This is a genomic window from Shewanella sp. 30m-14 (assembly GCF_052977125.1).
The window spans coordinates 66,979-90,693 of sequence record NZ_JBRILW010000001.1; the positions used below are offsets into that span (position 1 = coordinate 66,979).

Consider the following 23,715-nt stretch of genomic DNA (forward strand, 5'->3'; position numbering starts at 1 on the left):
GCCCAGTTATTGAGTATAAAAAACCCTACTTATCGCTAAGTAGGGTTTTTAGTTTATTAGAGCTTTTATTTAAGTTTTAATTTAACCTACTTTAAAGGCGCCTTATTCACTTTGTGTTAGCTACTTTGTGTTAACTACTTGGCTTTAGCCGCGCAGTTGAACTCACCGCTGTAGTCAAAGTTAAAGTGGAACTTAGTAAAGCCTTCAGTACCCGCTTTAGTTTCTTGTTCTTTTTCTGTAGAAAGACCAGTGATGCCGTTGTCTACACAGCGGAACGCTTCATCTAGTGTTGCAGATGCAAACCAAACGCCACCTTTTGCTTGTGCTTCTGGTGCTACAAGCTTAAACACTTCAGCATTCGGGAATGCCAATGATGCATCACCTTGGTTGTCTGCTAGCGAGTCTTCTAGATAGTATTGCACTAACTCACGGTTATTAAATGCCGCTTCTTCTTTAACTAGAACGGCTTTATCAACACCTGGCATTTTCACGTTAGACGCGCGGTAGTTGTTAGTAATGACATAGATTTCTGCATCATCAGCAATTTCAACGCCGTTATAAGTTAGGCTGTCAATCTGCTCACTAGTGGTAGTCTCATACTCAAAGCCATTAATCTTGATGTACTTTGATTCGTTTTCTACGTTTACAGTGTACTTCAGTAGGCCTTCACCAGCTTGGCTGAAACCACCAAAGAATACGTCAAAGTTATAGCCTGGGAATGATTCATTTAGGAAGCGTTCATCAGCTGCTAAAGGTAGGCTGTTGTATGCGTTTGAGTTAACCCACTCAATCCAGTTCTTCATATCAGAACCCGTCATCTTCAATACAGCTGGTGTATTGTTATCAAATACATAGATATCAGCAACAGATGCGTTAGTTAGCTCGCCTTCTTGGATGTTGGTAAAGTCTTGTGGACCGTTACGGCCAGACTTGAAAGGTGCAGAAACTGACAAGAAGATAGCGTCGTCAGCAGCATCTTTAAACTCACCTTCAGCTTTCCACTTCATTAACTGGTGCAGTTGCGCTTCGTTAACAACCTGAATAGATAAATCAGGTACCACTTGTGGGAAGAAACTGTTCATGTTCACATCGATTGAAGCAATAGATGTAGACATGTAATCAATCGTGCCTTGGTGCTCTTTAGCCACTAAGTCTTCGATGATTGGGTCAGAGCTGTTTGGTACTAGTGAACGAAGCTCTGAAGTTGACTGAGTATGGTCAACGCTCCAGCTTTCGCCGTTATCTTTAGTTGTTAGGGTTAAGTCGATAACACCTAACTTAGCGCCCCAGAAACCAGGCATAACAGCTGGAACACCATTAATTAGACCAAGCTTAGCATCGACACCTTCGATTTCACCGTATTCACCCGTTGTATTTGGGAATTCACGGTGATCGTGGCCAAACATGATTGCATCAATATTATCGACATAGGCAAGGTGTAATGTTGCGTTTTCAGCAAACTCATTGTCATTGTCATTTAGACCTGAGTGAGGAATCGCAACAATAATGTCTGCGCCTTCAGCTTTCATCTTAGGCACATAATGTTCAGCAGTTTTCTTGATGTCAGACACCATCACATTACATTTTAGTAATGATGCATCCCAGCCCATAATGTTTGGCGGGGTAAAGCCAATTACACCCACTTTAATTAAGTAAGACTCGCCGTTACTGCTCTTAAATTCACGATCTAAGATCACATATGGCTCATACTTATGCTCAGCTTGGTCGTAGAACTCTTCAGTAATGCGAACTTCACACTCTTGTGCAGCATTGCTTACTTTCTCTAGCGAGTTATCAACTTTCCATACGTTAGCACTCACATAAGGGAAGTCTGAACCTTTAAGTGACTCATCAAGGAACTCTAGGCCGTAGTTAAACTCATGGTTACCCAAGTTAGCGGCATCGTATTGCAATTCATTCATTGCTTTGTAAACAGGGTGAGTATTTTCTTTAACGTGCTCAGTACCCAGCGACGCCATATAGTCGCCCATTGGGCTACCTTGGATTAAATCACCATTATCAAACAGCATGCTGTTTTGAACTTCATCACGCGTTGCTTCGATAACCAAAGATGTACGTGCTAAGCCCCATTCAGGTAACTTAGTTTCGTTGACTTCTTCGCTGACAAAGTAATTGTACGGCATCACGTTGGTGTGGATGTCAGTCGTCTCCATCAGGCGAACGCTGATGGTATTGTCTTTATTATTGTCATCATCATTATCGAGCCAATCACAGCCAGTGAGTCCCAGTGATGAAGCGATAACAACGGCTAGCACTTTCTTATTTAACATATCCATAACTCTTATATTTGTTTAGACCCCGAGAAGGAGTGCTCCTTCCCAAAAAACTAATAGGTTTATTTTTGGCATAACTCACTATTAGCGGGGTCAGAGTATAAAGATAATTGATGAGAGATTTGTGATCTTGACTGGGTTTCGCTTGTATCAATTTGTTGCGCTATGTTCTACTGGTTAGTTGGTTTAAGGGTGGTGTAAATGTCTATTTTTCCGAGTATTCTTAGATGTTGTAGCTGGCGTAAATAATGGCGAACGACATTTTTATGGCACAAAAAAAGACACGCTAAATACGTGTCTTTTTATTGAGCATTAACGCGTTACTTAGCTAAAAAACCACGGCTGCGTAGCAGTGGGTCAATGCCCGCTTCTTTACCACGGAACTGCTTGTACAGTTGCATCGGATCCTCGCTGCCACCTTGAGAAAGAATGTTATTTCTAAATGCATCGGCAGTGGCTTTATCGAAAATACCATTCTCTTTAAAGGCCTCAAACGCATCGGCGCCTAAAATATCAGACCAGATATAGCTATAGTAGCCAGCAGAGTAGCCGCCAGAGAAGATGTGTGAGAAATAAGTACTGCGATAGCGTGGTGCTATTTCAGTGATAAGTCCCATATTGTTTAGCGAATCGGCTTCAAACTTAGCCGCATCTTTTGGCGTGAAGTCAGTCACTGTGTGCCAATCTAAGTCAAGCTTAGTCGCAGCCATATATTCAACGGTGGCAAAGCCTTGGTTGAACTTGCTTGCGGCTTGAATTTTCTTTACGAGCTCTTGCGGGATCACTTCGCCTGTTTTGTAGTGTGTTGCAAATTGCGCAAGCACTTCAGGTTGCGTCATCCAGTTTTCCATCACCTGTGATGGGAACTCAACATAGTCACGTGGCACAGAGGTACCTGCTTGTGAACGATACTCAACGTTTGAGAGCATACCGTGCAGCGCATGACCAAATTCATGAAATAGCGTGCTAGCTTCATCGAATGTTAACAATGCAGGCTCATCACCCGCTGGGCGAGGGTAGTTAAGCACGTTGACGATGATTGGCGTAGAGTCAGTGCCATCCATGTTGTACTGTTGACGATAAGAGTTCATCCAAGCGCCGCCACGTTTGCTATCGCGAACAAAATAGTCGCCCATAAAGATAGCCAATAGCTCGCCATTTTTATCAAACACTTCCCAAGTGCGTACTTCATCATTGTACTTAGGTAGATCGGTACGCTCTTTTACCGTGATCCCGAATAAGCGGTTAGCGGTATAGAACACACCTTTAAGGGTATTTTCTAATGAGAAGTAAGGACGGGTTTGTTGCTCATTAAAGCTATATTTAGCCACGCGGATCTTATCTGAATAATACCACCAGTCCCAGGCCGCTAGCTTAAAGTCACCGCCTTCGTCGTTGATAAGCGCTTGCATGTCAGCCACTTCAGCTTCTGCTTGTGACAATGCCGCTGGCCATACTTTGTTAAGTAGCTCATACACATTTTCAGGTGTCTTTGCGGTGCGCTCTTCAAGCACAAAGTGTGCATGGGTCTTATATCCCATCAGTTGAGCACGTTCGGCGCGAAGTGCTGCCATCTCGGCTAAGATTTTCTTGTTGTCATTAGCATTGTTGTTATTACCACGCTCTACATACCCCTTGTAGAGGGCTTCACGCAGATCGCGATTGTCGGCATAGGTAAGAAACGGGGTAATAGATGGACGTGACGTGGTAAATACCCACTTACCTTCGTGACCACGTTTAGTTGCAGTTTGCGCAGCAGTATTAATCACGTCATCAGGTAGGCCGGCTAAGTCAGCTTTGTTATCAATGACTAACTCAAATGCGTTGGTTTCAGCAAGTAGGTTATCGCCAAACTCTAGGCTAAGTTTGCCAATCTGTTCGTTAAGCGCCCGAAGCTGAGTCTTATCCGCTTCGCTCAAGTTAGCGCCGCCACGGGTAAATGACTTGTATGTGTCTTCTAACAGTTTTGCTTGAGCAACATTAAGAGACAAGCTGTCGCGTTGGTTATAAACCGCTTTTACTTTTTGAAAGAGGGCATCATTAAGCAAGATATCGTCGCTAGCAGATGACAGCATTGGCGAAACGTCTTTAGAGATGGCTTGCAGTTGCTCGTTAGTGTCTGCGCCCGTTAGGTTGTAAAACACGCTAGCCACTTTAGTGGTTAAGTTACCAGAGAACTCCATTGCTTCAATCGTGTTAGCAAAGGTTGGCGCTTCAGGGTTATCAATAATGGCCTGAATTTCAGCCTGGTGTTGTGCAATCCCCGCCTTAAATGCAGGTAAATAATGTTCAGGTTTAATTTTGTCAAAATCAGGAATACCTAAATAGGTATCATACGGCTTGAAAAATGGGTTGCTGGCGTTATTGTCAATGATTTGCTGTGCAACAACATTAGGAGCGACTTGTATTTCAGCGCTGGTATTAGTGTTTGTATTTGAAGCGCCACATGCACTCAGTGCTAATGCGAGTGCGACGGCAGAAACGATTGGTTTGAGGGTTAATCCCTTCATATTTATATCCCCGAGTATGCTTGTTATCGTTTTTTGTCAATTGTATTGCATTGACGTTAACCCCTTTAAGTATCACGACTCAATGTGGTAAATCTATTGAAAATAGGTGTTGTTTGTAACAAATCGTGCGTTTAGCGATTTTTTACACGTTATTAGGCTTATTTATACTGTGCTATGTGAGTTTGATGAGAAAAAAGCAATCGAGTAACTTGAGAAAAACTGACTCTCGTATACCAAATATAGGGCTTAGCTGGAATAGGCTGATAAGCTAAGCGGCTAACCCGTAATAGGCCGCTTATGGGCTTACTTACAGAAAGTAAATTGAGCCTAACAGTATTTTCGTGATAGTAATCAATCCTTTCCTTGTAAATATTTGCAAGAATGGCGTACGTTTTTTTACGCGATAAGACTGATAACAATGCGAAATAACCAACCTGTGACCCAAACAGAAAAAAACCTCACCGATAACTGCATTTTGCTATCGACCACCAATCTCGATGGCAATATAAAATACGCGAATGAAGGCTTTATCAAGGTCAGTGGCTACAGTTTCGATGAGTTGCAACGCCAGCCCCATAATGTCGTTCGCCATCCTGATATGCCAGAGGCAGCATTTAAATCACTTTGGGAGCGAATTAAACAAGGTAAGCCATGGGTCGGTATTGTTAAAAATCGCACCAAAAACGGTGACCATTACTGGGTGAATGCATATATCGCCCCCGTCTATGAAAATGGCAAAATTCACGAGTACCAATCGGTGCGCCGTAAAGCCACGCCAGAGCAAATAAGCCGTGCCGAAGGGATCTATCAGGGGATTCAAGCGGGAAAAACACCTCAAGCATTACGTAAACCGCTGTTAGGTTTTGGCGTAAAACTATACGCATGGTTAATGTTGTCTGTTTTGTGTGCAGTGCTACTTGCTAGCTATTCACCAATAATGGCGGCTCTTGTGGTGGGCTCGGCTGCAGTTGTTGGACTTAAGCTGATCTTAAAACCCTTTAACCACTTGGTGGCACAGGCAACCAAAACGGTAGACGACCCATTAGCAACAGGGGTGTTTACTGGGCGACAAGATGAAATAGGTAAGGTGAGTTTTGCCCTGCAATTTCTACTCACCGAAACCGGTGGTGTGGTTGGACGTATGGCCGATTCTGCGGGTTCAATAGAGTCTCTTAGCGGCAGCTTAAACGACACGATCGCCAATACTCGCCAGCGTGCAGATAGCCAGAGCCAACAAACGAGCCAAGCAGCAACCGCAATGGAAGAGATGAGCGCTAGCTTTAATGAGGTGAGCCAAAACATTCATAATGCGGCTCGTGAAATGTCGATGAGTAACCAGTCGGCTGAAAAAGGCCATGAGTTACTCGTGCGCGTTATTGACTCTATCAATCAACTTAAAGATGAGGTGGGTAACTTTGCTTCAGTAGTCGCATCGATAGAGCAAGATAGCCAAGATATCAATAAGGTATTGGATGTGATTCGTGGTATTGCCGAGCAAACAAACCTGTTGGCATTAAATGCAGCCATTGAGGCCGCAAGAGCTGGAGAGTCGGGACGAGGCTTTGCCGTTGTTGCCGATGAAGTGCGTCAACTTTCAAGCCGAACTAGCGAGTCGACATCGCATATTGAAGCGATTGTGAGTAAATTTAGAGACAGCACTGAAAGGGCGGGTATAACAATGGCTGCAGGGCAACGTAAGGCTGAGCAGTCAGTGGAGCTTGCCAAGCAAGTCGATGAGTCTTTTGAAACGCTGCGTGAGTCTATCATTAAGATGAATCTAATGAGTGACGAAAATGCCTGTGCAATGACGCAGCAAACAACCGTAGCCAATGATATTAGCCACTCGATACAGGTGATAAGTGAGCTGTCGTTAGAGAGCTTGGAGCAAACAATGGATGCTACAGAGCGAGGCGAGCAGGTGTCGAGGCTATCGACCAAGACCCATAATTTGTCGAAGCAGTTTTGGGAGCAAAGCGTACAGAGAAAGATATGATTTAAAAGAAGGAAGAGCAGGTCATAGGTTCTAGGTCTTAGGTCTTAGGTTCTAGGACCTAGGTTCGAGGAAAAGTTTAAACGGTTAGGGCTAAGACGGATAATGCTGCTTTGTGTAGCTTGGGCTTTAGCCCATCGTTCCTGTGATTTAGATTAAGATGGTACAAGCTGGTGGGTGAACCGTAGTGCTAATCGCTACGGTTCACCCTAACGTGTATCACTAACTTGGATGTTTGCTGGCTCGATACTTGTGTCTTAGCGCAGGTAGAGCTTCAAGTGAACATAGCAGTAGTCCGGTCCATATCAAGGCGAAACTCACCGCTTTAACCTGATCAAAAACTTCATTAAATAAAATAACAGCAATAAGGAATTGTAAGCTAGGTTCGATATATTGCATTAGCCCTATCATTGACAAGCTTGTCGCCCTGATGGCCAGCGCAAAGAAGACTAGAGGCATTAACGTTACAGGAGCTGAGCCAATATACAGCAGCAATACCGATGTCTGTCCTGATAACGCAGAAGATATTGCCACACTTTGATCTGAACTCCACAACCAGACTAAATAGATCGCGGCAAATGGCATTAATAGAGCGGCTTCAACAGTGACAGAGGTCAGTGAGTCAAAGCGAATAAATTTTTTGCACAAGCCGTAGAGTGCAAAGAAACTGCCCATACTGAGTGCAAGCCATGGAAGTTCTCCATAGCTATAGACCATATAGCTGATACCGCAGAACCCCAAAAATACCGCCATTTTTTGTGCTGCAGTTAATTTATCTCCAAGAAACAGTACACCCAAGCCGATAGCAAAAAGTGGGTTAATAAAAAAACCTAAGCTGGCTGCAAGCACTTGTCCATGGGTGATAGCCCAGGTAAAGCTGTACCAAGAGACGCACATAATCAGTGATGCCAACCCACACAGCAGCACAGACTTTTTGTCGGCTTTAAGCTGTGAAATAGAAGGCATCTTGCGACCCATAAGTAGGAATACCACTATCATAAAAGGGACTGAGAACAAGATCCTAAACGCCAATAATTCATTAATATTGGCATTTGGCAAAAAATGATAATAGAGCGGCATCAAGCCCCATAATAGAAACGAGAAAGCAGCAAGTGCGTTGCCTTTAAATGTAGAGGCAGCGTTTTGTGAGGTTGTGGATTGCATATGAATTTGGCTAGAACGGATTAGGCTATGAAAGGCGCTATTTTCTCATTAGCTGAGCGCAAAGAGTGTGATTTATATCACTTTGTGCTGTTGATTCAGTAGTTAAGTAAGGTATCGATGTTGCTAAGGATTGAGCTTAGTCGAACTGTTTTATCGTTTAGGCCCCCAGTGTCAATGTCTTACGAGGAAACAATCTAAAGTCGCTATTTATCACCTGAAGTGCAGCAAATAAGTTAACGGTTACCGCTAGTCTTGGAGAATGTAGATGAATTAGTCGTCAAATTCATAAGCTTTAAGATTGATGCTTGAGCTGAGTCAATACAAACCATAAGTAAAATGAATACTGGAAATGAAAATTTACCCCAAGAAAATATATTTGCTTGAGTCGCATCAACACCTACGCTCTCTATTAATAAAATCGATAAAAATGTAGAAACTATACATACCAAAAAAATGCGAGTGATGTTTTTAATTTTGCTCATAGCGGTAAAGTACTCAGCTGATAAAGAATGATATCTGTAAGGGAACAGACGACAAGTGATAATTTATTACCGGGCGGTTGAAAATCCAGCTAATAATCATGGGTGTCACAGTTAATTCTCGTTGTGATTAACTTCTCGAATAACATGATGAATCCTCCTTGAAAACATCGAACAGCTTATTATCCTGCGTCTCGGATAAATATTAACCGCTGATTGATTTGCACTCAACATATCAATGTAACCTATTGATGTAAAGCGAGTATTTTTCAGTGTTTTGACGTTTGCAGCGAGCCTCTGTAACGTCTGCACATAAGCTCGTTTCTTCAGGTCTGACCCATAGGGAGTTGGGAGTGTCATTATGAGGTAAGGTTCATCTGTGACCATCTGAGCACATCATTCGATTATCCCTGCTGCCGCGTCGCTGAGCTTTTTACTCAAAGGTAAGCACTTTTTAGGCAATGCCTAAAGTGCAGCTGCTAAATCAAGCTATCATCTGCTAATTTTCGGGTTTTTATTTAGTACATTTGCTAGAATCCCTCATTATTTTTTTGGCTGCGTTTTTTGCTGCCACACTCTTTATAAACTGATGGCATTTACTGAAGCTATTTAGTGGCGGGTGTAACGGAAGCTTAGTGACCGTTTTCATTGATGGCTTTCATAGGCCAACTTTACGGACTTATCACTGTCCCGTCGTCACTGGTACGTTTTCCAATGGACTGTTGTATCAAACCGTTCAGTTTCTAACAGAGTATTCAAGTTTTACTATTTAAAGGCAGGCTATGACCGTTCTTCTAATGACTCCACCTATGACCCAGCTCAATACGCCTTATCCGGCAACAGCGTATTTAACGGGTTTTTTACGCTCTCGAGGTTATGAGGCGGTGCAGCGAGATCCTGCTATTGAGCTTTTCCTAGAGATGATGACAGCGCCTGCGCTGGAGGTTATTCGTCAGCATGTGGAAGAAAACTACGAGCATTTTGAAGATGATGAGCTGCCTGATGTTATTTTCAATTTTCTGGCCGAGTATGACCGCTATCACCTTGCCGTTGAACCTGCTATTCGCTTTTTACAAGGCAAAGATCCCAGTCTTGCACTGCGTATTAACTCGCGCCGCTTTTTACCTGAAGGCCCTGCGTTTGACACGATTGCCCAGATGGAAGCGGTATCTGGCGATGTGTTGCAAGCGGCTTTTGGTAATCTTGGTGTACAAGATAAAGCCAAATATTTAGCCACGCTGTTTATTAACGACTTATCGAACGTTATCACTCAAGGGGTTGATCCTTACTTTGAAGTCAGCCGTTATGGCGAGAAGCTTGCTGCGGCCAACCCAAGCTTTGATAACCTTTACGATACCTTGATGGACGAGCCAAGTTTTAGCTCAGAAATTCTAGAACAGTTAGTCGAGCAATATTTAGAAGAAACCCAGCCTAATGTGGTCGCATTAACCGTGCCTTTCCCTGGCAATATGTTGGGCGCGCTGCGTATTGCACAAACCTGTAAAGCCATCAATCCAGAGCTTCCTATTGTAATGGGCGGCGGTTTTATCAACACCGAGCTACGTGCGCTTAAAGATCCCCGTGTGTTTGAGTTTGTTGATTTTATCTGTCTTGATGATGGCGAGCGTCCATTTATTACCTTGCTTGAATATTTCCAAGGACAGCGTGAGATTGATGATTTGGTGCGTACCTATTTCCTTGCTGAGGATGAAAATGGCGAGCCTTACGTACACTTTAACGAAAACACTGAGCTGCACGATATTCCGCAAACCGATGTGGGTGCACCTGTGTATGACGGCCTGCCATTAGGTGAATATCTATCTTTGTGTGAAATGCTTAACCCAATGCACCGCATTTGGAGCGACGGACGCTGGAATAAACTTACCATCGCCCACGGCTGTTACTGGCGTAAATGTAGCTTTTGTGATGTCAGCTTAGATTATATCGACCGTTTTGATGCCGCTAGCGCCGATGTGTTGGTGGATAGAATAGAGCAATTGATTGAAGAAACTGGTGAAACAGGTTTCCACTTTGTCGATGAAGCGCTACCGCCAAAGCTTTTGTTTACACTCGCTAAGCGTTTAATTGAGCGCAATGTCGTGATCAGCTGGTGGGGCAACATTCGTTTTGAGAGAACCTTTAGCCAAGCGCGTTGCCAGTTACTCGCTGATTCTGGCTGTATCGCAGTGAGTGGTGGCCTTGAGGTGGCGTCAGATCGTCTGTTGAAACTGATGAAAAAAGGCGTGAGCGTTGAGCGCGTTGCCCAAGTCACCAAAGCCTTTAGTGATGCCGGCATATTGGTTCACGCTTATTTGATGTACGGTTTTCCGACTCAAACGGAGCAAGAAACGGTTGATTCGCTGGAAATGGTACGTCAGATGATGAGTCAGGGGTGTTTTCAGTCTGCATACTGGCACCGTTTTGTGGCGACTATCCATAGTCCTATCGGTATTAATCCTGAGCAGTTTGGTATTACGCTTTGCGAGCGCCCTGAGATTTTATTTGCTGAAAACGATGTCGACTTTACAGATCCAACGGGCACAGATCATGAAATGCTCGGCGAGGGGCTGCGTAAAGCGATTTACAACTATATGCACGGTATTGGTTTTGAGCAGCCGATGAGCTTTTGGTTTAACCAAAAAGTGGCTAAAACGCAGATGAAGAAAGATCTGATCTCAAAAGCGATTAATAATCTAATTGAAACTAGCGAAGACTAATCGTCATTCTCTAGCTAAATAGCGATAAGTTTTAATGCTAAAAGGCCACTTTCTGCTGCAGAAAGTGGCCTTTTCATTTTTATAAATAAACGCTTATGAAGTTATAACCATAAATCTAGTGCTATCAATCTAGTGCTATCAATCTAGTGCTATCAATCTAGTGCTATCAATCTAGTGCTATCAATCTAGTGCTATCAATTTAGTGCTATCAATATAGCGCTATCAATATAGCGCTATCAGTACAGCGTTAGCGATAACAGGCTAGCTGCAGCTCATTAGCTAAAAATCATTAGTTATATGCGTTTAAGCATTCAACGATTAAATCAACAAAACCTTGTCGATCGAGTTTACATAACACTTGAGTATTGTGAGGATTATTGGTCAATTGGTAACGATCCACTACCGTCATGCCTTGGGTGTATTCGCCCTTAGTCTCTACGCCAACCCAGCAGTCGTATGAGGTGAATAGCTCAGGTTTAAGTAGCCAAGCGATAGTACAAGGGTCGTGTAGTGGAGCGCCCTCAAAGCCCCACTTAGGATCTCTGTGGTAGATCATAAAGAAGTCGAGCAACTCTGCAACGCACTTGGCTACAGGGTTAGGTATTTTACGAATACGCTCAATATCTTCATCCATAATTTGTGCTTGGTGAGTTATATCAAGGCCACACATGGTGATAGGAATACCAGACTTAAACACCATGTCGGCGGCTTCTGGATCAACAAAGATATTGAACTCAGCTGCTGGTGTCCAGTTACCCGCTTCGGCAGCGCCGCCCATCAACACGATCCGCTCTACCTTGCAATGAAGTTCAGGGTAGGTCGCTAAAAACAGTGCGATATTGGTTAACGGCCCAGATGGCACTAGCGTTACCGCTTCGTCACTTTCACGTACTTTTTGCGCCATCAGCTCAATGCCTGATATCGATTGCGGTGCAAAAGCTGGATCGGGCAGTTTTGGGCCATCTAAGCCACTTTCACCATGCACATTGTCGGCAATAATCAGCTCACGAGCTAACGGCTTAGGTGCGCCTGCGGCAACGGGGATATCGTGACGCTCAAGTAAGGTTAAAATACGCAGCGCGTTGTTTAAGGTTTTATCGGGAGTTTGATTGCCTGCGCTGGTGGTTACCGCTAAAGGATTAAGCTTATTGCTGCTCATTGCTAAAATTAATGAAATGGCATCATCATGGCCAGGATCGCAGTCAAGAATAATCGGGGTAACTTTATGGGAGTGTTGGTTGTGTAGAGTAGGGCTCATTGTTAGGCTCCGCAAAATGAAGGTTTATTAAAATGTTATTTCGATTCTTGCTAAGCATCCTAGAGCGTTATTAAGCCAAATACTGTGACTGAGTAATCGCTTTTAAGCTGCTGATTCATAAGCTGCTGAATCAATAGTGCGGTTTTGCTCTATCCACAAAAAGGCCCTTAGCTATGCACTATGCTAAGGGCCGGTTTTGTATTAAACGGCTTAGTCTAAACGCCTATTGCAATGACGTTAATAGCCAGCGGTCTCGCTACCAGCTCGGCGAGGGTCGCTCGCGCCAAAAATACCTTGTTCAGTAACCATAATCGATTGCGTCGAACCCATGGCATTATTCACTTTGACCTCATGACCTTTGGCTTTAAGTAAGGTCTGTGTATCTCGATTGAGCGTATGCTCAACCCGCAGCACATCTGGCAGCCATTGGTGATGAACGCGCGGCGCATTGGTGGCCTCGGCAATATTTAAATCGTGGTCAATCACATTCATGATGATCTGCATCGTAGTGGTAATAATGCGTGATCCCCCTGGGCTACCAGTGACGATATAAGGTTTGCCATCTTTCATCACAATGGTTGGGCTCATCGAGCTTAAAGGACGCTTGTTTGCCTCTACCGCATTCGCTTCACCGCCAACCAGACCATAGCCGTTAGGCACGCCCGGTTTAGCCGAAAAGTCATCCATTTCATTATTGAGTAAAATCCCCGTGCCTTTAGCTACTAGGCCTGAGCCATAGCTAAAGTTGAGGGTATAAGTGTTTGATACAGCATTGCCCCATTTATCCACCACAGAGTAATGTGTGGTTTGATTGCTCTCATAGGGGGCAAGTTTGCCGGGCTTAATGTCAGTGCTTGGCGTAGCCTTATCTAATGAGATTTGCTTGGCTAATTGCTTAGCGTAATCCTTACTCACTAATGCGTTAACAGGCACATCATAAAAATCAGGGTCGCCTAAGTATTCGCTGCGGTCGGCATAGGCGCGTTTCATCGCCTCAGTCATCAAATGCAAGGTGGCTGCCGTGTTAAGGCCAAGCTCTTTTATGGGGTAGCCTTCTAGCATATTGAGCATTTCGATAATGTGAATGCCGCCCGATGAAGGCGGTGGCATAGAGACTACTTGATAACCTCGGTATTCACCGACAACGGGCTCACGCTCAATAACCTTATAGTGTTTAAGATCGCCTAAGGTCATGATCCCGCCGGCAGATTGGATGGCGTGAACCAGCTTTTCAGCAGTCTCGCCTTGATAAAACCCTTTACTGCCTGATTTAGCAATCAGTGACAGTGAGTGCGCTAATTCTGGCTGCTTTAATAGTTCTCCGGTTTGGTAGTCACTGCCATCGGCTTTGTAAAAAATCTCGGAAGAACTCGGCCATTGGGCGATGCGGCGTTTAAGGCCAGATAAAGAGGCATGCAGATCTGGGGTGACTTTAATTCCGTCTTTAGCCAGGTTAATCGCAGTTTGAGTCACCTGTTTCATGGTCATGGTGCCGTATTTTTCTAATGCAAGCTCCATGCCCATCACTGTGCCCGGTACGCCGACAGCTAAACCGTGTTCACGGCTTAACTTATTCACTGGGTTACCTTGTTCATCGAGGAAAGTATCACGATGGGCTTTAGCGGGCGCCATTTCGCGATAATCGATAGCGATGGTTTTATTAGGCTCGCTTAGGTGAACTAGCATAAAGCCACCGCCACCGATGTTACCCGCTCTTGGCAGTGTTACAGCCAAGCTAAAACCAACAGCCACCGCGGCATCAACCGCGTTGCCGCCTTGTTTTAAAATTTCAACCCCCGCCTGAGTCGCAAGCGCCTCCTGACTCGATACCATGCCATGCTGTGCCCAAATAGGTTGAGCGGTCGCCATATGGCTATAAATCGATGTTTCTTTAGCTGTTGCTTGTAATGGGAAACATGCAGCAAGCGTTAGAGTAGTCAAGGGGATAGCCATCGAAATGGTGAAGGCTAATACTTTAAAGCCAGATATTTTAGGGTAAGAAGTTTTAAAGTCTGAGGTTTTAAGGGCTAGGGTCTTGTCAGCTAGAGTCTTAAAAGCGCGCATTTTCAATCCTTTGTATTTATTGTTATTGCCCAAATATGATGATTAACGGTTATAAAAGCAAGGAAACGAGTGAGTCGTAGTCGTCACAGAAGTGGCGCTAAATGTTGTTGATTGAAACCTGTGTGGTTCAAATATCGTGACAGCAATGTGACGTTTATTGGTGTTAAATGCAAGTCGATGGGAAAAATCCTAGCGAGTTTGTATTATGAGCGGATTAACAAAGCAATGAGGCGGGTTATTATATGTTTGCAGATCTTTGGTTAATGGGTACTGCGCTGTTAGCTTACACTATTAAGTGCGCACTATAATTTCACAATAGTAAGTCCAAAATAGTAAGTCAAAATAGTAAGCCCACGATATTGTATGTTTACACCATAAGTAAAACTACTGAGGCAACGTGGTTAGCTTAAACGATGGGCAAATGTAACAGTAATAGCCATATTAACCATAACAGTAACGGCAAAGGGAGATGAGTTTGGATAAACATGCTGCAGCGACAAGTGAGGAGGGGACCGCCCTGTATGAGGTTGATCTCATCGATGCTATCGACAAGGTGCCTGCCAACACTTGGAATGCGCTCATGCACGATAGTAATCCATTTAATCAGCATCAATACTTGGCAGCGCTTGAGTCAAGCGGCTGTGTTGGCAGTCAAAGTGGCTGGACCCCGTTACATGTAATCATTAGGGAGACGACAACGGATGAGAGTCGCCGCGTTATAGCGGTGATGCCTTTATATATTAAAAGCCATTCTTATGGTGAATACGTTTTTGATTGGGCCTGGGCAGAGGCGTATGAACGCCACCAGTTGCCCTATTATCCCAAGTTAGTATCAGCCATTCCGTTTACGCCAGTAACAGGAATGCGCCTCGGAGTCGCTAAAGACGCTAGTATTGAGGCTCAGCAAGCCCTCTGGCAGCTTATTAACCAGACTCTGAATAACTGCTTATCTGAGTATGGTTTTTCTGGCTGGCATTGTTTGTTTCTACCTCAATCACAGTTTACTGATTTTTCAAAGCAGGACAACTTACAGCGTTTAGGCACTCAGTTTCATTGGTTTAATCGCGAGTACGATGACTTTCAAGCTTTTTTACAGTCACTTACGTCGCGTAAGCGAAAAGACATTAATAAAGAACGACAAAAGCTCTCGCCTTTAGGCCTGAGCTTTGAGTTTATTGAAGGAGAACAAATTTCTGCCGATCTGTGGAAGATGTTTTATCGCTGTTATCAGCAAACTTATGCTAAACGTTCTGGGCATTATGGTTATCTTAACCTGGCATTTTTTGAGGCGTTAGCTAAGACCATGCCCGAGTCAATCGTGCTTTTAGTGGTTCGTAATCAAGATAGAGAGTGTATTGCGTCTGCACTGTACTTTAAAACAGAGACTCATTTATATGGCCGTTATTGGGGCTGTTTAGTTGAAGTAGACGGCTTACATTTTGAAACCTGCTATTACCAAGGAATAGCGTATTGTATTGCCAATAAGCTACAGGTATTTGATGCGGGAGCTCAGGGAGAGCATAAAGTCCCAAGAGGGTTTGAGCCGGTGGAGACTTTCTCAAATCATGAAATCTGCCATGATGAGTTTAGACTGGCAATTGACAGTTTTACTCGTCAAGAAGCTGAGAATACAAAGATTTATATGCAGCAACTTAAGTCAAAACTGCCATACAAAAACAGAGCCTAACGAGGCTCTGTTTTATCACAATTGAATGCGACGGCTATGGCTATGGCTGAGTCTGCTATTGCTAATGGCGAACTAAGCATGAACTCAGCGCCAACTAATCATGAACTCACACCAGCTAAGCGCTAACTAATACCAACTAAGCATTAGCCAAGCGCTAACCAGAGGCCCACACCTATCATCAGGCTACCTGCAATACGGTTCATCCATTTTATGTTATCACCGCGGCTTAAGAATATTCTTAAGCTTTTTCCACCTGCGGCGTAAGCCATCATACTGGTTAATTCGGTAAATAGAATAATGCTGACTAGCGCCAAAAGTTGCGGCGCGACTTCACGCTCAACACTAATAAATGGCGGCAATAATGACACCATAAACGCCCAGCCCTTAGGATTAGCGATTGCGGTGAAAAAGCCTTGAGAGATAAGTTCAAGGTTACTGACGCTAGATGTTTGTTGACCTTCAACAATCGCCATCTTTCCCCTTGAACGCCACATATTAATGCCGATGTAGACCAAATAGAGTCCGCCAGCCCATTTAAGAATTGAAAACAGCTCAGGATAGTTAAGCATGATGCTGGCAACGCCCATGACTGCAGCGACGGCCACCAAGGCGACGCCAACGAGCTCACCAAGCATCATCCATAGCGTGCGGCGAAAGCCAATACTCATACCTAAAGTCATGGCAAGAGTCATGCACATTCCCGGGGTAATGGAGACAAAAAAGAAGGTCGGTAAAAACACGGCTAATAAAGTTAAATCTGGCATTATTTAATTCAAATCGAGATTAATCGAGCATGGATAGAAAAAGGTGGCACAGTGTAGAGAATAAACGCGAGTTAGGGTAGAGCTGAGAGCATAAAAACCAGTCGGTGAGCTAGTTTTTAGTCATATAAAATAGCGCTCCTAAGCACGTACGGTTTAGCCAGCATTAGCTGGCTCTTTTGAATTCAATCTGTCAGCGCCCAAAACAAAGATCTTTAGAACTGAGATTTTTTGGTTTGTGTTACCAAATAGCGAATTCTGGATCGTAGCTTTAGAGTTATCAATCGCCTGCAGCGGGTGCTGGACAGGACGTCCGAATATCGTGATCACATGGTCAATGATGTTCCCTACATCATAATGACATTTCCCATATCCCTATGGGTCAGATGTGAAGGAACGACCTTATGTGCAGACACTGCCGTGACACGCAACAAGTCCATCCTTGGAAGCTCGGCCATGACGAATAGCATCCCTGCTAAAAAGCCAGTTCGGCATCCTGCCTCTCGTTCGAAAACTTGATAACTCCGTTACCTCTCACCAAAACATGGACGGTCACGGCCGTATCTACACTTGATAATTGGCGCCTTCATTTAGCCATGGTGGTTCGATTTCTAAATTGAAAATGCCCCAAAACGTGTTTGCCTTTGCGTAAAGGTGGAACTAATCGCCTCCAGCGGGGGAATGTGCAGATACTGCTGAGGCTCGCTGCGAGCACGTCCTTGTGAGCTCAACGAAAACGTCCCTGTTTTCGACGGCCTCAGCCGCATCTACACTGGTAATTGGTGCCTTCATTTGGGCCGTATAGGTTTGAGTACTAGCTTGGAAATGCCCCAAAGCTTGTTAAAGCAAAATATTAATCACCGATTTTATTCTAGGGTTAACGATAGAAAAAATAATGAATGAGCAAAAACTATCTAATAATCCAACCTGTAGCGGACAAAGGTCACAATAACCCTTGCACTATCACTACGAAAACTAGCTTGCGCTTCAGTCGATTTAATGAAGCTAGGAAAGCGAACTATTTAATGGTAATCCTAACTTTTACATAGACAGTATGGTTGCTTTTTAGTAGAACTAAGTGCGACATTTTTAATGTAACTTATTAATATTAAATTAGGTTTCTGACTATTAGAAATCTTTGCTGGGGGCGAAATGATTAATCGAGGTTCAGAGTGGAATCGATGGGAACCGCATATACATACACCTGAAACTGTTTTCAATAATCAGTTTAAGGGAAACGACCCATGGGGGAATTATCTAGACGGACTTGAGAAGATATCTCCTAGAGTTAGAGTTCTGGCAATAACCGATTACTACTTGACTGACAAGTATGAAAAAATTGTTGAATATAAAAGGGGTGGCAGATTACCTGATGTTGATCTTATATTTCCAAACGTGGAGTTGAGACTTGATATATCAGCAAAATCAGGGTTTGTTAATATACATCTCCTCGTTTGCCCTGATGATACAGATCATGTTGAACAGCTAAGTAGATTTTTGTCACGGTTAACTTTTGAAGCACATCAAGATACATTTTCATGCACAGCGAATGACCTTACCCGACTTGGGAAGCTGTGTGATCCCAATATTAAAGATAACCGAAAGGCGCTTGAGCATGGAGCAACCCAATTTAAAGTAAATTTTTCTTCCCTTAAGACGAATTATGCAAAGAGTGATTGGGCAAAGAATAACATTCTATTAGCTGTTGCTGGTGCCCAGTCTGATGGAACTTCCGGTGTTCGAGAAAGCGCTGATGCCACTATAAGAAGGGAAATAGAGAGTTTTTCACATATTATCTTCTCTAGTAGTGCCGCTCAGAGAGATTTTTGGCTTGGAAAGAAAAAACTATCTCCGAGAGAAATTCGACAGCAGTATAGCGGACTCAAACCATGCCTTCATGGCAGTGACTCCCATGGGTTCAAGAACCTGGGTGTTCCAGCAGAGGAACGGTATTCATGGGTAAAAGGAGAGCTGATATTTGATTCACTACGTCAAGCATGTATTGACCCTGAAGGTCGAGCATATGTTGGTAGTGAACCACCTGTGTCAGCAAGTCCATCTCAAGTAATTTCCAGCGTATCTATTGTAAATGCTCCTTGGTTAAAAACGGCAGATATACCATTGAACCCGGGGCTCGTAGCCATAGTCGGTGCAAGAGGATCTGGCAAAACAGCTTTAGCAGATATGATTGCAGCGGGTTCAGACTCTATTCCTCTCGATGCGTGGGCTGCTGATGAAAACTCAAGTGCATCCTTTTTAACTCGAGCGAGACCGCTCCTAGCTGATGCACAAATAACTACCACTTGGGCTGGCTCTGATGAAAATACTAGATTTTTAAATGGAAAAGATGCGCAAACTAGTTGTTCATATCCCCGAGCTAGATACCTTTCTCAACAATTCGTGGAAGACCTGTGTTCTTCAAAAGGGGTTTCAGATGGGTTGATCGAGGAAATTGAAAGGGTGATTCTAGAATCTTATCCATGGGAAGATCGTGACGGTGCAGTAAGCTTTCCTGAGTTTAGGAGTATTAAAACCAGCCGTTTTCAAAAGGTTCGCGAACGAGAAGTCAATTCTATTGCTGATTTGTCAGATAGGATCGCAAATGAAATTGAGAAGGATAAAGAAATATCTAATTTGGAACTAGCTGAACGTCAAAAAAGAAAAACACTTGAAGGTTACAATTTTGATAAAGGTAAGTTAGTTGAAAAAGTAACCGAAGCCGAAAAAGCACATCATAAAAATATTAGTGAAGTAGCTGAAAGAAAGAGAGAAGTTGTAAATGACCTGAAAGCTTCCTTAAGAGCCTTAGAATCTCTTCAGGATGAGGTTGCAAGTACACGCGACCATTTAGCTCCAGAAAACCTTAGGGCTATCAAAGAAAAGTATGAAAGAAGTGGACTTAATCCCGAAGAGTGGGATGAGTTTCTTCTTATTTATAAAGGGAATGTAGATTCTGACTTGTCGCTTTATATATCAAACGTTAAAAAGAAGATAACTCGACTTGAAGGCCCTGAAGCCGAGATTGATAATCAACAAATACCACCAATAGCTGAAGGCATGGATTTAAACTCGCTTACTCTAAATGTACTTTCTGCAGAGGTGGGAAGACTAGAGAAGCTCTTTTGTGAAGATGAAGCAGTCGCAAAAAATTTCAAAGCTCTCACTACAAGAATCAGAAAAGTGACTGCAGAGGTTAAATCAATAGTAGTAAAGCTTGATGATGCAAAAGGTGCAAAGGCAAGATGGAAAGCATTGCAGGAAGATCGCGATGTTGCATATTTTAGAATATTTGAAGCAATCATTTCTGAACAAAATGAGTTAGCAAAGCTATATGCACCACTTATGGAAAGAATAGAGAATACGACTGGCACCCTGAAAAAATTAGGTTTCAATGTCAAAAGGGTGGTTGATATAGACATGTGGGCTGGTTTTGCAGAAGATAATCTCTTAGACCTACGAAAGTCAGGGAGTTTTAATGGTAAAGGTTCACTGAAAGCACTTGCTACTAATAAATTAAAAAGAGTTTGGGAATCTGGAACTGCAATTGAGGTACAGCAAGCGATATCAAGTTTTTTGAATGAAAATATGAAAACGTTGTTCGCTCATGCTCCATATGCTTCAAATCAAAAAGTAGAGTACCAAAACTGGCTCAAACAGTTTGCTCACTGGCTCTATGGTACTGAACATATCAGTGTTAAATATGAAATTGTCTATGATAATACAGATATTCGTAAGCTTTCTCCTGGAACCAGAGGAATTGTTCTCTTACTTTTGTATTTAGCGCTAGATGAAGATGATGATCGCCCTTTAATCATCGATCAGCCCGAAGAGAATCTTGACCCTAAGTCTGTCAATGATGAGCTTGTTCCTCTTTTTATAAAAGCTAAAAGTAAGCGGCAAGTAATCATGGTGACGCATAATGCAAATTTGGTTATAAATACAGATGCCGACCAGATTATTATTGCTGAGGTAGGAGCTCAACAAGTTGGAGAGTTACCTCCGATAACATATATAGCTGGCGGTTTAGAAAATAAGGACATCAGGAGAGGTGTTTGCGACATATTAGAAGGTGGAGATAGGGCATTTAAGGAACGAGCCAGGCGTTTACGTGTACGGTTAGAACGGTAATGAAACACTTCCCTATGGCATAAAACATACCAAATAATCTGGATTAGGCATCAGCCAAGTCCAACAAGCGATTTATGCCCTGCAAACAGCGAAACGCATAAATACTAAGACGTTAGATTTCCAAGGAGTACATACCGAGTGTTAGCATTTTTTCTAGGTGCAGGAGCCTCAGTAGAGTGTGGGATGCCACTTGTTTGGCCATTTACAGCCACATTTAGCGAGAATATTTTAAAGAGAATTAATACAGATCTATTCGATTTTTCAAATAATAAGGAAATTAAAGATCGGTTTGTGGCTATCATAGGCAACAAAGATATGCACTATGAGCAAATGGTAAGCGAGCTAGAGAAATGGAAACTATCTAAGGTTGGAAATGAGCAAGGAATTGTTGATGGTTTAATTAAGCAAACAACAGAATGCATCCAGTTATTGCTCTTTGAGTTACAGGAAAAATGTGATCCTAGAATGCACTTGAGATTTGATGACTATTTTGGTCTGAAAGAGATCATTAAACAATTTGGCAGTTTGGATATCTATTCACTCAACCATGATTTAATCGTAGAGGAGTTATGCTCCTTCTATGAAATTCCGTTGAAAGATGGCTTCTACGCTGATCGTGAACATGGATATAGTCGATTTGGCTCTTTCAAAGTTGTTACAAAATTGGAACTCCAGCAGCACTGTTTAGATTTCCATGATCAAAACGAGTATGGCGTTAATCTTATTAAATTACACGGATCATTTGATATTTTTGCAATAGAAGATAAAGGTAAATATCTGAAGTCTGTCGGAGATTCCGAGTTTGGATCTTACGTTAGAGCAGTTCGAAATATCGAAAGGCTTAGTTTGGAGGAAAGCCAAAAGTCTGGCACTCGATGCGTTAATGAGCTTTTTGTTACGGATGATTCCGGTGAGCAGCAATTTCTAAGGCGATCCCTACTTTCAGGTGGACACAAATTTTCAGATAAATTTGAACAAATTGCACCTAGAGAATTGTTTGAAGAGTTTAAGACCAGAATTAAGTCTATTCGTGAGCTTATTGTCATTGGTTATGGCTTCGGAGATGAGCATGTGAATTTGGTCTTTTGTGATTGGCTAAAGTTATCTGGTACAAAGTTAATAATTTGCGATCCATATAGAATCGAAGTTCCAGAATGCTTATCTGATAAAACAGAACAAATCGAAATTAGAAATGTTGGATTTACAGATCTGCTTTTAGCATTTGCCCCTGAAGGTGATACTGCGGATAAAAAGAAAAAAAGAGCGCTTATTAAACACCTTGAGTCATTGTCTCAATCAGAAATTGAAAACCTAACAAAGTTTTTAAATCTTATTAAAACAATTGGTTAAGCCAAGCTTCGCTACACATTGTAATCAACCATTTTAGTCCGCTTAATGCGGCGTTATATTTTTGTCTATTGAAAGGAATGCCTGTGGACTCTTCAAAAGGAACATTTGATACAGTTGAGAGAAACTATGTTTTTCATTACGATGAATCAAATAATGTTAGATCATTACTAATTAATGACGATAATTATAATATTGACAATGATTCAAACCAAAAAATATCTATGAACTTTATATTAGCTGGGATAGTTCATAAACCAAATGGCTCTGAAGTTGATTTTACCCAATTAGTAAGAGATTTGACCCTCCAAGATAATATCAAAGAAATAAAGTTCAAGCACATTGGTAAAGGGACATTCGAGAAAGTTTTGAAGTCTGAAAAAATCACTATTTTTCTGAATTGGATTTTGAAGAGCGACTGCTTTATTCACTACTTCAATCTTAATATGGAATACTGGTCTTTTGTTGACTTAATTGATGACGCATTTTCTTATGCTGTAGAAAAAAATCCTAGTTCATTTGATCACTCAATAAACGCTCGGAACTATTTAGATTATTACAAAGATGCTCTTTACAGGTTGATCAAACTAGAAAAAAATAAGTTTTTAAATTTGGTTAAAAGGTATGGTTACCCCAAAATTAAATCAGGATTTGAACGAAAACTCATAAGTGAGATAAACGCTCTTCTTAAAGAAAACTTGAGATATAGTCGGTTTATCCATACAGGTATTGATGAACAGACAAAAAGAGAATTTAGAGATTTGTCTGAGCTATTTCAGATGTGTAGAGACATTCCTAAACTCGAACTGACTTATGATTTAGATGAAGACTTACTGTTAAATGGTTTTGAAACTTTTTATCACAATCGAGGAGTTAGTTTTGGGAATTCGGTTCATAATTTTGATATTGAAAGTGTAATTGAAGAAAAATTTGAGGTTCTTAAAAGAGCTGGTGATAATAAATTAATACAACTCAATTATAGTTTTGTCGATTCAAAAGGTTCTCTATCAATTCAGTTTTCAGACGTAATAGCGGGGTTGTGCAATAAATATTTTAGTTATATTGAATCTGCAAGCCTTGAAGAGATAAAAACCATAAGAAACAAGCTAAGTAATAAGCAACTTGAAAACCTAAACCTATTTAGAGACGTCATCAATAAATCTGATGAGGAATGTCAACATTTCCTTTTTCAAGTTGCATCATTAAGTGAGCATGAGAAACATAATATGCTGTTGTATGAAAAATAAAAATATACACGTTGCTTAATCGGAAAAGAATAGTTGGCCATCGCTTCACGATTATATCCAACTATTCTT

12 protein-coding genes are annotated in these 23,715 nt (G+C 42.3%); 6 read left to right on the plus strand and 6 right to left on the minus strand.

The window, feature by feature from the left end; translation table 11 throughout:
* Nucleotides 1-134: 134 nt before the first annotated feature.
* Both ACVBIU_RS00345 and ACVBIU_RS00350 read right to left on the minus strand, forming a co-directional pair.
* Nucleotides 135-2,291 carry a bifunctional 2',3'-cyclic-nucleotide 2'-phosphodiesterase/3'-nucleotidase gene (locus ACVBIU_RS00345; RefSeq protein ID WP_447162867.1) on the minus strand — a complete coding sequence of 719 codons (2,157 nt, stop codon included), beginning with the start codon at nt 2,289-2,291 and terminating at the stop codon, nt 135-137.
* Nucleotides 2,292-2,614: 323 nt separating this feature from the next.
* Nucleotides 2,615-4,804: a M3 family metallopeptidase gene (locus ACVBIU_RS00350; protein ID WP_447162866.1), complete on the minus strand. Its 2,190-nt coding sequence runs from the start codon at nt 4,802-4,804 to the stop codon at nt 2,615-2,617.
* A 418-nt stretch (nt 4,805-5,222) separates the two neighbouring features.
* Here ACVBIU_RS00350 and ACVBIU_RS00355 point away from each other — a divergent pair, with 418 nt between their 5' ends.
* On the plus strand, nt 5,223-6,797 hold the full coding sequence (locus ACVBIU_RS00355; protein WP_447162865.1) for a methyl-accepting chemotaxis protein: 1,575 nt from the start codon (nt 5,223-5,225) through the stop codon (nt 6,795-6,797).
* Between the two features lie 219 nt (nt 6,798-7,016).
* Here the strand turns inward: ACVBIU_RS00355 and rarD are convergent, their stop codons facing one another.
* Nucleotides 7,017-7,958: an EamA family transporter RarD gene (rarD, locus tag ACVBIU_RS00360; RefSeq protein WP_447162864.1), complete on the minus strand. Its 942-nt coding sequence runs from the start codon at nt 7,956-7,958 to the stop codon at nt 7,017-7,019.
* A 1,261-nt stretch (nt 7,959-9,219) separates the two neighbouring features.
* Here rarD and ACVBIU_RS00365 point away from each other — a divergent pair.
* Nucleotides 9,220-11,154 (plus strand): B12-binding domain-containing radical SAM protein, encoded by a 1,935-nt coding sequence (locus ACVBIU_RS00365; RefSeq protein ID WP_447162863.1) that lies wholly within the window; start codon nt 9,220-9,222, stop codon nt 11,152-11,154.
* A gap of 289 nt (nt 11,155-11,443) precedes the next feature.
* Here the strand turns inward: ACVBIU_RS00365 and rihA are convergent, their stop codons facing one another.
* Nucleotides 11,444-12,412: a pyrimidine-specific ribonucleoside hydrolase RihA gene (gene rihA, locus ACVBIU_RS00370; RefSeq protein ID WP_447162017.1), complete on the minus strand. Its 969-nt coding sequence runs from the start codon at nt 12,410-12,412 to the stop codon at nt 11,444-11,446.
* Between the two features lie 237 nt (nt 12,413-12,649).
* Nucleotides 12,650-14,365 (minus strand): gamma-glutamyltransferase, encoded by a 1,716-nt coding sequence (gene ggt, locus ACVBIU_RS00375; protein ID WP_447162021.1) that lies wholly within the window; start codon nt 14,363-14,365, stop codon nt 12,650-12,652.
* Nucleotides 14,366-14,951: 586 nt separating this feature from the next.
* Here ggt and ACVBIU_RS00380 point away from each other — a divergent pair.
* Entirely contained in the window at nt 14,952-16,163 is a 1,212-nt protein-coding gene (locus tag ACVBIU_RS00380) for a GNAT family N-acetyltransferase (RefSeq protein WP_447162862.1), read from the plus strand.
* A gap of 143 nt (nt 16,164-16,306) precedes the next feature.
* Here the strand turns inward: ACVBIU_RS00380 and ACVBIU_RS00385 are convergent, their stop codons facing one another.
* Entirely contained in the window at nt 16,307-16,927 is a 621-nt protein-coding gene (locus tag ACVBIU_RS00385) for a LysE family translocator (RefSeq protein ID WP_447162861.1), read from the minus strand.
* A gap of 1,149 nt (nt 16,928-18,076) precedes the next feature.
* Between ACVBIU_RS00385 and ACVBIU_RS00390 the strand changes: the two genes are divergently transcribed.
* The 3 genes from ACVBIU_RS00390 (at nt 18,077) to ACVBIU_RS00400 (ending at nt 23,646) form a co-directional block, all read left to right on the plus strand.
* On the plus strand, nt 18,077-21,052 hold the full coding sequence (locus tag ACVBIU_RS00390; RefSeq protein ID WP_447162860.1) for a TrlF family AAA-like ATPase: 2,976 nt from the start codon (nt 18,077-18,079) through the stop codon (nt 21,050-21,052).
* A gap of 138 nt (nt 21,053-21,190) precedes the next feature.
* Nucleotides 21,191-22,402: a hypothetical protein gene (locus tag ACVBIU_RS00395; protein WP_447162859.1), complete on the plus strand. Its 1,212-nt coding sequence runs from the start codon at nt 21,191-21,193 to the stop codon at nt 22,400-22,402.
* Between the two features lie 83 nt (nt 22,403-22,485).
* Nucleotides 22,486-23,646 carry a hypothetical protein gene (locus ACVBIU_RS00400; protein WP_447162858.1) on the plus strand — a complete coding sequence of 387 codons (1,161 nt, stop codon included), beginning with the start codon at nt 22,486-22,488 and terminating at the stop codon, nt 23,644-23,646.
* Nucleotides 23,647-23,715 lie beyond the last annotated feature (69 nt).